Below are 12,760 nucleotides of genomic sequence, written 5' to 3'. Positions count from 1 at the left end.
GTAAGATCCCTGAAAGATGATCAGGTTGATAGGTTCGAGGTGGAAGCATGGTGACATGTGGAGCTGACGAATACTAATAGATCGAGGACTTAACCATATAATATGTAGCAAATGTTATCTAGTTTTGAAGGAATATGCCTTCATAGTTTGGTGATGATGGCAGAGAGGTCACACCCGTTCCCATACCGAACACGGAAGTTAAGCTCTCTAGCGCCGATGGTAGTTGGGACCTTGTCCCTGTGAGAGTAGGACGTCGCCAAGCAAGAACCTAAGTTATTTTGACTTAGGTTTTTTTGTGTTTATTTTTATTTACCGAATGCTATAATCCGTAAATTTAATAAAGCTACAGACGAAAAAAGAATGAAGTAGAGACTCTTTAAAATAATAGTAATGATTTTTTGTGTTCCTGATTTTCCTAATGTCGCTAAAGTAATACTTAAAATAGGACACATTATTTCTATCATAAGTATATATTTTAAATAATGAGATGCTATAAATAAATATTTAATAATTACAGAAATTACTGCAATAGAGAAAAATAAATAGGATAATAGCAAAGTTCTTTCTTTAACAGTTATCCTCCTTAGAAATTAAATCGTTATAATAATACAAGAGTGTATATATTTTGATTAAAAACATACTGAAGTGCTATTTAAACGATAAATACATAAAATAGATCTCTAGAAATATATATTCTAATTCCCTTTTCTTCTTGTATATAGTTGCAATTCTTCTTTTGAATATAACTAAAACACGAACGTTATTGACTGCTAATAAAAAAACATTCGATTATTTATTGACATTGTTTATGAAATATTGTTAATATAGCCATAGAAACAATAATATAAGACCTCATATAATCGCGGGGATATGGCCTGCAAGTCTCTACCTAACGACCGTTATTCGTTAGACTATGAGGGAAAGTCACTCGGTATTTTTCTATTCACAAGGGATACGTATGCCTGAGTAGAGCGCTTTCTCTCATAGTAAAAGAGAAACTGTTCTATTTCAGGCTTTTTTTATTTGAATCGGGGGGATTCTAATATGAAATCACTAGTTGGAGTCATAATGGGAAGTACGTCAGACTGGGAAACAATGAAATATGCTTGTGACATTTTAGATGAATTAAATATACCGTATGAGAAAAAAGTTGTATCCGCTCATCGGACTCCGGATTATATGTTTGAATATGCAGAGACGGCTCGTGGACGTGGATTGAAAGTTATTATTGCTGGAGCTGGTGGAGCAGCACATTTACCAGGAATGGTTGCAGCGAAGACAAATCTTCCTGTAATTGGAGTTCCAGTTCAATCAAAAGCATTAAACGGCTTAGATTCATTATTATCCATCGCCCAAATGCCAGGAGGTGTTCCAGTTGCAACTGTTGCAATTGGTAAAGCCGGTTCAACGAATGCTGGATTACTTGCCGCACAAATACTTGGATCATTCCATGATGATATACATGATGGATTAGAATTGAGACGAGAAGCGATTGAAAAAGATGTGCGTGAAGGTAGTGAGCTAGTATGACGAGAATCATTTTACCTGGAAAAACAATCGGTATTATTGGAGGCGGCCAGCTAGGAAGAATGATGGCATTGGCAGCTAAGGAGATGGGATATAAAATTGCTGTTTTAGATCCTACAAAGCATTCGCCATGTGCACAAGTTGCTGATATTGAAATTGTTGCACCATATGATGATTTAAAAGCAATTCAGCATTTAGCAGAGATAAGTGATGTTGTCACATATGAATTTGAGAATATTGATTATAGATGTTTACAATGGCTTGAAAAACATGCGTACTTACCACAAGGTAGTCAGTTGTTAAGTACAACGCAAAATCGTTTTACAGAAAAGAATGCGATTGAGAAGGCTGGGTTACCAGTAGCAACGTATAGATTAGTTCAAAATCAAGATCAGCTTACAGAAGCAATTGCTGGGTTATCATTCCCTTCCATCTTAAAAACGACGACAGGTGGATATGATGGGAAAGGGCAAGTTGTTTTAAGAAGTGAAGCTGATGTTGAGGCGGCAAGAAATCTTGTGGATAAAGCAGAATGTATTTTAGAGAAATGGGTGCCTTTTGAAAAAGAAGTATCAGTTATTGTGATTCGTAGTGTAAGTGGTGAAACAAAAGTGTTTCCAGTAGCAGAAAATATTCATGTAAATAACATTTTACATGAATCTATCGTTCCAGCTCGCATTACAGAAGAGCTTTCTCAAAAAGCAATTGCGTATGCAAAGGTACTTGCGGATGAATTAGAACTTGTGGGAACACTAGCTGTAGAGATGTTTGCTACAGATAATGGTGAGATTTATATTAATGAATTAGCGCCAAGACCTCACAATTCAGGACACTATACACAGGATGCATGTGAAACGAGTCAATTTGGTCAACATATTCGAGCAATCTGTAATTTACCTCTAGGAGAAACAAATTTGTTAAAACCAGTTGTCATGGTAAACATTTTAGGCGAACATATAGAAGGGGTCCTAAGACAAGTGAATAGATTAACCGGGTGCTATTTACACTTGTATGGAAAAGAAGAAGCAAAAGCACAGCGAAAAATGGGGCATGTTAATATTTTAAATGATAATATTGAAGTCGCTCTAGAAAAAGCGAAGAGTTTGCATATTTGGGACCATCAAGAACAACTGTTGGAGGGAAAAAGATGATTAGTCGTTATACACGCCCTGAAATGGGTGCGATTTGGACGGAAGAGAACAAATTTAAAGCGTGGTTAGAAGTTGAGATTTTAGCTTGTGAAGCATGGGCTGAGCTTGGCGATATTCCAAAAGAAGATGTTAAAAAAATTCGTGAACATGCATCATTTGATATTGATCGTATTTATGAAATTGAAAAAGAAACACGTCATGACGTAGTTGCATTCACTCGTGCTGTATCAGAAACGCCAGCATTAGGCGAAGAACGTAAATGGGTTCATTACGGTTTAACATCTACAGATGTAGTAGATACAGCATTATCTTACATCTTAAAACAAGCGAATGAAATTATATTAAAAGACTTAGAGAACTTTGTAAGCATTTTAGCTAACAAAGCGAAAGAGCATAAATACACAATCATGATGGGAAGAACACACGGTGTTCATGCAGAACCAACGACATTTGGTTTAAAACTTGGTCTTTGGTATGAAGAGATGAAACGTAACGTAGAGCGTTTCAAACAAGCTGCTGATACAGTTCGTGTTGGTAAACTATCTGGTGCGGTTGGTACATATGCAAATATCGATCCATTCGTAGAAAAATATGTTTGTGAAAATCTAGGATTAGAAGCAGCACCAATTTCAACACAAACATTGCAACGTGATCGTCACGCACACTACATGTCAACACTTGCATTAATCGCAACATCTATCGAAAAGATGGCAGTTGAGATTCGTGGCTTACAAAAGAGTGAAACACGTGAAGTTGAAGAAGCTTTCGCAAAAGGCCAAAAAGGTTCTTCTGCAATGCCACATAAGCGTAATCCAATTGGATCTGAAAATATGACTGGTTTAGCTCGTGTTATCCGCGGTTATATGATGACAGCTTACGAAAATGTTCCATTATGGCATGAGCGTGACATTTCTCACTCTTCAGCAGAACGCGTAATTTTACCAGATGCTACAATCGCATTAAATTACATGTTAAATCGCTTTGGTAATATTGTTAAAAACTTAACTGTATACCCAGAGAATATGAAACGTAATATGACAAGAACATACGGCTTAATTTATTCTCAGCGCGTAATGCTTACACTAATCGACAAAGGTATGGTACGTGAAGAGGCTTATGATATCGTACAGCCTAAAGCGATGGAAGCTTGGGAAACACAAGTACAATTTAAAGAGCTTGTAGAAGCTGATGAGCGTATTACAAGCAAGTTAACACAAGAAGAAATTAATGAATGCTTCAACTATGAGCATCATATGCAACACGTTGATACAATCTTTGAACGCCTTGGATTAAACGAAGCGTAAAATTTCATATGGCACAGAATAGAGTCATTCTGTGCCATTCTTTATAAAAATATTATTCACATTTTTCAAACTACAGGGGGCTTGCGAAATGCAAAAGCTAGAATTGCTGTATGAAGGTAAGGCAAAAAGAATTTATCGTACAGAATCAGCAGATATGGTTTGGGTAGAGTACAAAGATAGTGCGACTGCTTTCAATGGGGAGAAAAAAGAGACGATTACAGGAAAAGGTCGTTTGAACAATGAAATTACAACTTTATTGTTCAGAAAGTTACAAGAAGTGGGAATTAAAACACATTTTGTTGAGAAGTTATCTGAAACAGAACAACTTGTTAAAAAAGTGAGTATTATTCCTTTAGAAGTTGTCACAAGAAATGTAATTGCAGGAAGTCTTTCAAAACGATTAGGAATGGAAGAGGGAACTGTACTTGCAGAACCAATCGTAGAATTTTACTTCAAAGATGATGATTTAGGAGATCCGCTTGTAACGGAAGATCATATTCGTGTATTAAACGTTGCATCGCCAGAGCAAGTAAGTGTATTACGAGATATGGCTCTACAAATCAATCAAGTGTTGATTGATCATTTCGCAAGCTGTCGTGTAAGATTAGTAGATTTCAAATTAGAGTTTGGTGTAACGGAAGAAGGAGAAATCATTTTAGCGGATGAAATTTCACCAGATACTTGCCGTTTATGGGATGAAACGAGCAATGAAAAGTTTGATAAAGACGTATTCCGTCGTGATCTTGGAAATTTAACAGATGCTTATGAAGAGATTTTAAAACGTTTAGGGGGAATTTCACATGTATAAAGTTAAGGTATATGTAACATTAAGAGAAAGCGTATTAGATCCACAAGGAACAGCAGTAAAAGGAGCACTTCATAGTCTTTCATTCACAGAAGTACAAGACGTTCGAATCGGAAAGTACATGGAACTAACAATTGATAAATCTGTATCTGATTTAGATAGCAAGGTAAAAGAAATGTGTGAAAAACTATTAGCGAACGTTGTAATGGAAGACTTCCGTTATGAAGTTGAGGAGGTTGTCGCACAGTGAAATTTGCCGTAATAGTATTTCCGGGTTCGAACTGTGATGTCGATATGTTCCATGCAATTAAAGATGAGCTTGGCGAAGAAGTAGATTACGTTTGGCACGATACAGAGAATTTAGATGAATATGATGCAATTCTACTACCAGGTGGATTTTCTTATGGTGACTACTTACGCTGCGGTGCTATCTCTCGCTTTGCTAATGCAATGAAAGCAGTGCAAAAAGCTGCTGAGCAAGGAAAGCCGATTTTAGGTGTATGTAATGGATTCCAGATTCTTGTTGAATCAGGATTACTACCAGGAGCGTTAATGAGAAACGAAAACTTAAAATTTATGTGTCGCACTGTTCAGTTACGTGTTGAAAATAATGAAACGATGTTTACATCACAATATGGAAAAGATGAAATAATTAATATTCCAATCGCGCATGGTGAGGGGAATTACTATTGTGATGAAGCGACTCTTAAACAATTAGAAGAGAACAATCAAATCGCATTCCGTTACGTAGAAAACCCTAACGGTAGCGTTTCAGATATTGCTGGTATTGTAAATGAAAAAGGAAATGTACTTGGTATGATGCCACACCCAGAGCGTGCTGTAGATGAATTACTTGGCGGTGCTGAAGGGTTAAAAGTCTTTCAATCTATCTTAAAACAGTGGAGGGAAACATATGTCGTTAATGCTTGAACCAAATCCAACACAAATTAAAGAAGAGCGTATATATGCGGAAATGGGGCTAACAGACGAAGAGTTTGCCATGGTTGAAAAGATTTTAGGTCGTCTGCCAAATTATACAGAAACAGGGTTATTCTCTGTAATGTGGTCTGAACATTGTAGTTATAAAAATTCAAAACCAGTTCTTCGTAAGTTTCCAACGACAGGCGAGCGCGTTCTGCAAGGACCTGGAGAAGGTGCTGGAATTGTAGATATCGGTGATAATCAAGCAGTTGTATTTAAAATGGAAAGTCATAACCATCCTTCAGCTATTGAACCATATCAAGGAGCTGCAACAGGTGTTGGTGGTATTATTCGTGACGTATTCTCTATGGGAGCACGTCCGGTAGCTCTATTAAACTCACTTCGTTTCGGTGAATTACAGTCACCACGTGTGAAATATTTATTCGAAGAAGTAGTAGCAGGAATTGCAGGATACGGTAACTGCATCGGTATTCCGACTGTTGGCGGCGAAGTACAATTTGATCCATGTTACGAAGGAAATCCACTTGTAAATGCAATGTGCGTAGGTTTGATTAACCACGAAGACATTAAAAAAGGACAAGCACATGGTGCTGGTAACACAGTAATGTACGTAGGAGCATCAACTGGTCGTGACGGTATTCACGGTGCAACATTCGCGTCGGAAGAACTATCTGAAAGCTCAGAAGCGAAACGTCCAGCGGTTCAAGTAGGGGATCCATTTATGGAAAAACTTCTTATTGAAGCGTGTTTAGAATTAATTCAATCTGATGCACTTGTTGGAATTCAAGATATGGGTGCGGCTGGTTTAACATCATCTTCTGCAGAAATGGCAAGTAAAGCAGGAATGGGTATTGAAATGTACTTAGATGATGTACCACAGCGTGAAACAGGAATGACACCATATGAAATGATGCTATCTGAATCACAAGAGCGTATGTTAATTGTCGTGAAAAAAGGTAGAGAACAAGAAATAGTAGATTTATTTGAGAAGTATGGTCTTGCAGCGGTTACGATGGGGAAAGTAACAGAAGATAAAATGCTTCGTTTATTCCATAAAGGTGAAAAGGTAGCTGAAGTTCCAGCAGATGCTTTAGCAGAAGAAGCACCAATTTATCATAAGCCATCAAAAGAAGCAGCATACTTTGCTGAATTCCAAGCAATGAAAATGGAAACGCCAAAAGTAGAAAATTATAAAGAAACGTTATTCGCTCTATTACAGCAACCAACAATTGCAAGTAAAGAGTGGGTATACGATCAATACGATTACCAAGTTCGCACAAGCACAGTTGTTACGCCAGGTTCAGATGCTGCAGTTGTACGTGTACGCGGTACAGAAAAAGGATTAGCAATGACGACAGATTGTAACTCTCGCTACATTTATCTAGACCCAGAGATGGGCGGTAAAATTGCAGTAGCAGAGGCAGCGCGTAACATCGTATGTTCTGGCGGAGAGCCACTTGCAATTACAGATTGCTTAAACTTCGGTAACCCAGAAAAACCAGAAATCTTCTGGCAAATTGAGAAATCAGTAGACGGTATGAGTGAAGCTTGTCGTACATTACAAACACCAGTTATCGGCGGAAACGTATCGATGTATAACGAGCGTAGTGGTGAAGCTGTATATCCAACACCAACTGTTGGGATGGTCGGACTTGTGCATGACTTAAAACATGTAACAACACAAGAGTTTAAGCAAGCTGGTGATTTAGTGTATGTAATTGGTGAGACGAAAGCTGAGTTTGGCGGAAGTGAATTACAGAAAATGATTCACGGCAAAATTTTCGGTCAATCACCAAGTATCGATTTAGATGTAGAATTAAAACGCCAAAAACAAGTATTAGAAGCAATTCAAGCTGGTCTTGTTCAATCTGCACATGATGTTGCTGAAGGTGGTTTAGCAGTTGCGATTTCAGAAAGTGCAATGGGTGCTAAAGGCTTAGGTGCTACTGTGAAATTAGATGGAGAAGCAACAGCAGCATTATTCGCTGAATCACAGTCTCGCTTCGTGATAACTGTAAAACGTGAAAATAAAGAGGCGTTTGAGAAAGTGGTAGAAGCAATCCAAGTTGGAGAAGTAACAAGTACAAATGAAGTAACAATTCATAATGAAGAAAATGAAGTATTACTTACAGCAAATGTAGATGAAATGAGAAAGGCTTGGAAAGGGGCAATCCCATGCTTGCTGAAATAAAGGGGTTAAACGAAGAATGTGGCGTTTTCGGAATTTGGGGGCATGAAAATGCAGCACAAGTTTCATACTACGGATTGCACAGTTTACAGCACCGTGGGCAAGAAGGCGCAGGCATTGTCGTAAATAATGGGGAAAAAATCGTCGGTCACAAGGGGTTAGGTTTAATATCAGAAGTGTTTTCAAGAGGTGAGCTAGAAGGATTAAATGGAAAATCAGCGATCGGACATGTACGATATGCAACAGCTGGTGGAAGTGAAGTTGCTAACGTTCAACCATTGTTGTTCCGTTTTTCCGATCATAGTATGGCGTTAGCTCATAACGGAAATTTAATTAACGCAAAAATGCTTCGTCGTGAATTAGAAGCAGAGGGCAGTATTTTTCAAACTAGTTCAGATACAGAAGTACTTTTACATCTTATTAAACGTAGTACGAAAGATTCTTTAATTGAAAGTGTAAAAGAAGCTTTAAACAAAGTGAAAGGTGCGTTTGCGTATCTTTTACTAACTGGAAATGAAATGATCGTTGCATTAGATCCGAATGGGTTCCGTCCGCTTTCAATTGGAAAGATGGGGGATGCTTACGTTGTAGCATCTGAAACATGTGCTTTTGATGTAGTAGGTGCAACATACATTCGTGATGTAGAACCGGGTGAATTACTTATCATTAATGATGAAGGAATTCACGTAGATCGTTTCACAAACGATGTAGAACATGCAATTTGTAGTATGGAATACATTTACTTTGCACGACCAGATTCTAATATTGCAGGTGTTAACGTTCATGCAGCACGTAAGAATATGGGGAAACGTTTAGCGGCAGAAGCTCCTATTGAAGCAGATGTTGTTACTGGTGTACCAGACTCTAGTATTTCAGCTGCGATTGGCTATGCGGAGGCGACAGGTATTCCATATGAGTTAGGATTAATTAAAAATCGTTACGTTGGACGTACGTTTATTCAACCTTCTCAGGAACTGCGAGAGCAAGGGGTTAAGATGAAGCTTTCCGCAGTAAGAGGTGTAGTTGAAGGGAAACGAGTTGTTATGATTGATGACTCTATCGTAAGAGGAACGACAAGTAAACGAATTGTTCGTATGCTTCGTGAAGCTGGAGCGACAGAAGTTCACGTAAGAATTGCTTCACCACCTCTGAAATATCCATGTTTCTATGGCATTGATATTCAAACGAGAAAAGAATTAATTGCAGCAAATCATACAGTAGAAGAAATCCGTGAAATGATCGGAGCAGATTCTTTAACATTTTTAAGCGAAGATGGATTAGTAGATGCAATTGGACGTCCATATGAAGGGAAATATGGTGGCCTATGCATGGCTTACTTTAATGGGGACTATCCAACAGCTCTTTATGATTATGAGCAAGAGCTTTTAGAAAGTATGAAATAAGAAAAGTGAAACAAGCTTCTACTTCTTTTGATGTAGAAGCTAGCTCCTTTCTTAAAATAGCCCGCCCTGGATGGGGAGAAATTAAAAGACGAGGTGTAAATAACGATGGCGAATGCATATAAGCAAGCAGGAGTAGATATTGAAGCTGGATATGAAGCGGTATCTCGCATGAAAAAACACGTACAAACAACTATGAGAAAAGAAGTACTAGGCGGTTTAGGCGGTTTTGGAGGTATGTTTGATCTATCAAAATTTGCATTAGAAGAACCTGTATTAGTATCTGGAACAGATGGCGTGGGAACGAAATTGATGCTCGCTTTTATGGCAGATAAACATGACACAATTGGTATTGATGCAGTAGCAATGTGTGTAAATGATATTGTTGTCCAAGGAGCAGAGCCGCTTTTCTTCCTTGATTATATTGCTTGTGGTAAAGCTGAACCTAGTAAAATTGAAAACATCGTCAAAGGTATATCAGAGGGCTGTCGCCAAGCTGGTTGTGCATTAATCGGTGGAGAAACAGCTGAAATGCCAGGAATGTATTCTACGGAAGAATATGATTTAGCTGGTTTTACAGTTGGGATTGTTGATAAAAAGAAAATTGTAACAGGTGAAAAGATTGAAGCTGGTCACGTGCTAATTGGCTTAGCATCTAGCGGTATTCATAGCAATGGTTACTCTTTAGTACGAAAAGTGTTACTAGAAGATGGGGAATTATCTTTAGAGCGTATTTATGGCCGCTTAGAACTACCTCTTGGTGAAGAATTATTAAAACCAACGAAAATTTATGTCAAACCTATTTTAGAACTATTGAAGAAACATGAAGTATACGGTATGGCGCATATTACAGGTGGTGGATTTATTGAAAATATTCCACGCATGTTGCCAGAAGGAATCGGTGCCGAGATTGAACTAGGATCTTGGGAAATTCAGCCGATCTTTAGTTTGCTTCAAGAAGTTGGAAAACTGGAAGAAAAAGAAATGTTCAATATTTTTAACATGGGTATTGGTATGGTAGTAGCAGTGAAGGAAGAAGATGCAAAAGATGTTGTTCGTCTTCTTGAGGAGCAAGGAGAAATGGCTCGTATTATTGGACGTACTATACAAGGAGCTGGCGTTACTTTTAATGGGGGCACAGCACTATGAGTAGATTAGCAGTTTTTGCTTCTGGAAGCGGATCTAACTTTCAATCTCTCGTTAATGCGGTAGAAGAAAAAAGATTGGATGCAGAAATTAGTTTATTAGTATGTGATAAACCAGAAGCACGCGCTGTTGGACGGGCAAATTATCATCATATTCCGTGTTTTGCTTTTTCAGCGAAAGCATATGAGTCAAAAGAAGCATTTGAAAAAGAGATATTAAAGAAGCTAGAAGAATATGAAATTGATTATGTTATTTTAGCTGGATATATGCGGTTAATCGGGCCGACGTTACTAGAAGCATACGGCGGGAAGATTATTAATATTCATCCATCATTACTACCGAGCTTTCCGGGTAAAGATGCTGTCGGTCAAGCGTTAGAAGCAGGTGTGAAAGTAACTGGAGTAACAATTCATTATGTAGATGCAGGTATGGATACAGGGCCAATTATTGCGCAAGAAGCAGTGGTTGTTTCTGAAGGGGATACGAGAGAAAGTTTACAAAAGAAAATTCAACAAGTTGAACATAAATTATACGTAAATACAGTGAATCAAATTGTTCAGTCTGTGAAAGAATCAACTGTTAACTAACATACAACCAGGGGTGAAGGATAAATGAAAAAGCGTGCATTAGTAAGTGTTTCAGATAAAACAGGAGTAGTAGAATTTGTTAAAGGGTTACTAGAACAAGGGATTGAAGTTATTTCAACAGGTGGTACGAAAAAGTTACTAGAAGAAAATGGCTTACAAGTAATCGGCATTTCTGAAGTAACTGGTTTCCCTGAAATTATGGATGGCCGTGTGAAAACATTACATCCAAATATTCATGGTGGTCTATTAGCAGTTCGTGATAATGAAACACATGTAACACAAATGAATGAGTTAGGTATAGAGCCAATTGACTTTGTTGTTGTTAACTTATACCCATTTAAAGAAACAATCGCTAAGCCTGATGTAACATTTGCTGATGCAATTGAAAATATTGATATCGGTGGCCCAACAATGATTCGCTCTGCTGCGAAAAATCATAAATTCGTATCGGTAATTGTAGATCCAGTAGATTATGATATTGTGTTAGCAGAACTGAAAGAGAACGGTGAAGTAGCAGAGGAAACAAAACGTAAACTAGCAGCGAAAGTATTCCGTCATACAGCAGCGTATGATGCGTTAATTTCTAACTACTTAACAGAGCAAATGGGTGAAGAAAGTCCAGAAACATTAACTGTGACATTTGAGAAAAAGCAAGACTTACGCTATGGCGAGAACCCACATCAAAAAGCAACTTTCTATAAAGCGCCATTCGCAGCAACGTCTTCTGTTGCATACGCAGAACAATTACACGGTAAGGAATTATCGTATAACAATATTAATGATGCAGACGCAGCGCTTAGCATCGTAAAAGAATTTACAGAACCAGCAGTAGTAGCAGTAAAGCATATGAATCCATGTGGTGTTGGAGTAGGAACTAATATTCACGAAGCATATACTCGTGCTTATGAAGCAGATCCAGTATCAATCTTCGGCGGTATTATTGCAGCAAATCGTGAAATTGATAAAGCTACAGCAGAAAAGTTACATGAAATTTTCTTAGAAATTGTTATCGCACCTTCGTTCTCGCAAGAAGCTTTAGAAGTGTTGCAAAGTAAGAAGAACTTACGTTTATTAACTATAAATATTGAAAAAGCGACAAGTGCAAGCAAAAAACTAACTTCTGTACAAGGTGGACTTCTCGTTCAAGAGGAAGATACGTTATCATTAGATGAAAGTACAATTTCAATTCCAACGAAACGTGAACCTTCAGAGCAAGAATGGAAAGATTTAAAACTAGCTTGGAAAGTTGTAAAACATGTGAAATCAAACGCAATTGTTTTAGCGAAAGATGACATGACAATTGGTGTCGGTGCGGGACAGATGAACCGTGTAGGTTCTGCAAAAATCGCAATTACACAAGCTGGTGAAAAAGCACAAGGTAGCGCGCTTGCATCTGATGCTTTCTTCCCAATGCCAGATACATTAGAAGAAGCAGCAAAAGCAGGAATTACAGCAATCATTCAACCAGGTGGATCAATCCGTGATGAAGATTCTATTAAAGTGGCAGATACTTATGGGATTGCTATGGTGTTCACTGGCGTACGTCATTTCAAACACTAATAGAGGATGTTTAAAAAGTCCGGTTAAGATAACCTTCGCATGTCGTCGTTGCATCGCCAGTGCGGTACTCATGTAGGAAAGCTACACTCCGTGTCCTCCTGGCAAATGCGCCTAGACCTGCTCGGTTCTCTTAATCCTCCTTTTTAAACC

General features: G+C 38.1%; 12 protein-coding genes, 2 rRNA genes and 1 riboswitch. Of the genes, 13 read left to right on the top strand and 1 reads right to left on the bottom strand.

Annotation, left to right across the window (positions count from 1 at the left end; genetic code table 11):
• A 23S ribosomal RNA gene (locus tag MR168_RS29130) occupies nt 1-97 on the top strand; the annotation flags it as partial.
• A 49-nt stretch (nt 98-146) separates the two neighbouring features.
• Nucleotides 147-262 (top strand): 5S ribosomal RNA (gene rrf, locus MR168_RS29125).
• Nucleotides 263-305: 43 nt separating this feature from the next.
• On the opposite strand, the gene MR168_RS29120 is transcribed toward rrf, so the two are convergent.
• Nucleotides 306-557 (bottom strand): hypothetical protein, encoded by a 252-nt coding sequence (locus tag MR168_RS29120; protein WP_000927500.1) that lies wholly within the window; start codon nt 555-557, stop codon nt 306-308.
• Between the two features lie 275 nt (nt 558-832).
• Nucleotides 833-934: riboswitch (purine riboswitch) on the top strand.
• Between the two features lie 110 nt (nt 935-1,044).
• Here MR168_RS29120 and purE point away from each other — a divergent pair.
• The 11 genes from purE (at nt 1,045) to purH (ending at nt 12,610) form a co-directional block, all read left to right on the top strand.
• Nucleotides 1,045-1,530, top strand: a complete 486-nt coding sequence (purE, locus tag MR168_RS29115) for a 5-(carboxyamino)imidazole ribonucleotide mutase (RefSeq protein WP_059304195.1) — start codon at nt 1,045-1,047, stop codon at nt 1,528-1,530.
• On the top strand, nt 1,527-2,678 hold the full coding sequence (purK, locus tag MR168_RS29110; RefSeq protein ID WP_086412624.1) for a 5-(carboxyamino)imidazole ribonucleotide synthase: 1,152 nt from the start codon (nt 1,527-1,529) through the stop codon (nt 2,676-2,678). Before purE ends, purK begins: the two co-directional genes overlap by 4 nt.
• The gene (gene purB, locus MR168_RS29105) at nt 2,675-3,982 is read left to right on the top strand and encodes an adenylosuccinate lyase (RefSeq protein WP_000625682.1); all 1,308 of its coding nucleotides are present in this window, start codon (nt 2,675-2,677) and stop codon (nt 3,980-3,982) included. Before purK ends, purB begins: the two co-directional genes overlap by 4 nt.
• Before the next feature lie 88 nt (nt 3,983-4,070).
• Nucleotides 4,071-4,790, top strand: coding sequence for a phosphoribosylaminoimidazolesuccinocarboxamide synthase (gene purC, locus MR168_RS29100; protein ID WP_001170544.1), 720 nt, complete (start codon nt 4,071-4,073; stop codon nt 4,788-4,790).
• Nucleotides 4,783-5,037: a phosphoribosylformylglycinamidine synthase subunit PurS gene (gene purS / locus MR168_RS29095; RefSeq protein ID WP_000278823.1), complete on the top strand. Its 255-nt coding sequence runs from the start codon at nt 4,783-4,785 to the stop codon at nt 5,035-5,037. Before purC ends, purS begins: the two co-directional genes overlap by 8 nt.
• Nucleotides 5,034-5,717: a phosphoribosylformylglycinamidine synthase subunit PurQ gene (gene purQ, locus MR168_RS29090; RefSeq protein WP_000666786.1), complete on the top strand. Its 684-nt coding sequence runs from the start codon at nt 5,034-5,036 to the stop codon at nt 5,715-5,717. The genes purS and purQ overlap by 4 nt, the downstream gene beginning before the upstream one ends.
• Nucleotides 5,701-7,920, top strand: a complete 2,220-nt coding sequence (gene purL / locus MR168_RS29085) for a phosphoribosylformylglycinamidine synthase II (RefSeq protein ID WP_086412625.1) — start codon at nt 5,701-5,703, stop codon at nt 7,918-7,920. Before purQ ends, purL begins: the two co-directional genes overlap by 17 nt.
• Complete coding sequence (purF, locus tag MR168_RS29080; protein ID WP_000879025.1) at nt 7,905-9,320, top strand: amidophosphoribosyltransferase; 1,416 nt, start codon at nt 7,905-7,907, stop codon at nt 9,318-9,320. Before purL ends, purF begins: the two co-directional genes overlap by 16 nt.
• A gap of 105 nt (nt 9,321-9,425) precedes the next feature.
• Nucleotides 9,426-10,466: a phosphoribosylformylglycinamidine cyclo-ligase gene (gene purM, locus MR168_RS29075; RefSeq protein WP_001262439.1), complete on the top strand. Its 1,041-nt coding sequence runs from the start codon at nt 9,426-9,428 to the stop codon at nt 10,464-10,466.
• A complete protein-coding gene (purN, locus tag MR168_RS29070; protein ID WP_000088589.1) occupies nt 10,463-11,050 on the top strand; it encodes a phosphoribosylglycinamide formyltransferase in 588 nt (195 codons plus the stop codon). Before purM ends, purN begins: the two co-directional genes overlap by 4 nt.
• 24 nt (nt 11,051-11,074) lie before the next feature.
• Complete coding sequence (purH, locus tag MR168_RS29065; protein ID WP_000745434.1) at nt 11,075-12,610, top strand: bifunctional phosphoribosylaminoimidazolecarboxamide formyltransferase/IMP cyclohydrolase; 1,536 nt, start codon at nt 11,075-11,077, stop codon at nt 12,608-12,610.
• Nucleotides 12,611-12,760 lie beyond the last annotated feature (150 nt).

It is taken from the genome of Bacillus cereus group sp. BfR-BA-01356, from assembly GCF_022663635.1.
GTDB classification, from domain to species: Bacteria; Bacillota; Bacilli; order Bacillales; family Bacillaceae_G; genus Bacillus_A; species Bacillus_A cereus.
The sequence above is the reverse complement of the archived record's forward strand: the minus strand, read 5'-3'. Positions and strand labels throughout refer to the sequence as shown.

Coding starts and splice junctions, on each gene's coding strand:
- purE (WP_059304195.1), top strand. CDS start 1,045: ATGAAATCACTAGTTGGAGTCATAATGGGAAGTACGTCAGACTGGGAA.
- purK (WP_086412624.1), top strand. CDS start 1,527: ATGACGAGAATCATTTTACCTGGAAAAACAATCGGTATTATTGGAGGC.
- purB (WP_000625682.1), top strand. CDS start 2,675: ATGATTAGTCGTTATACACGCCCTGAAATGGGTGCGATTTGGACGGAA.
- purC (WP_001170544.1), top strand. CDS start 4,071: ATGCAAAAGCTAGAATTGCTGTATGAAGGTAAGGCAAAAAGAATTTAT.
- purS (WP_000278823.1), top strand. CDS start 4,783: ATGTATAAAGTTAAGGTATATGTAACATTAAGAGAAAGCGTATTAGAT.
- purL (WP_086412625.1), top strand. CDS start 5,701: ATGTCGTTAATGCTTGAACCAAATCCAACACAAATTAAAGAAGAGCGT.
- purF (WP_000879025.1), top strand. CDS start 7,905: ATGCTTGCTGAAATAAAGGGGTTAAACGAAGAATGTGGCGTTTTCGGA.
- purM (WP_001262439.1), top strand. CDS start 9,426: ATGGCGAATGCATATAAGCAAGCAGGAGTAGATATTGAAGCTGGATAT.
- purN (WP_000088589.1), top strand. CDS start 10,463: ATGAGTAGATTAGCAGTTTTTGCTTCTGGAAGCGGATCTAACTTTCAA.
- purH (WP_000745434.1), top strand. CDS start 11,075: ATGAAAAAGCGTGCATTAGTAAGTGTTTCAGATAAAACAGGAGTAGTA.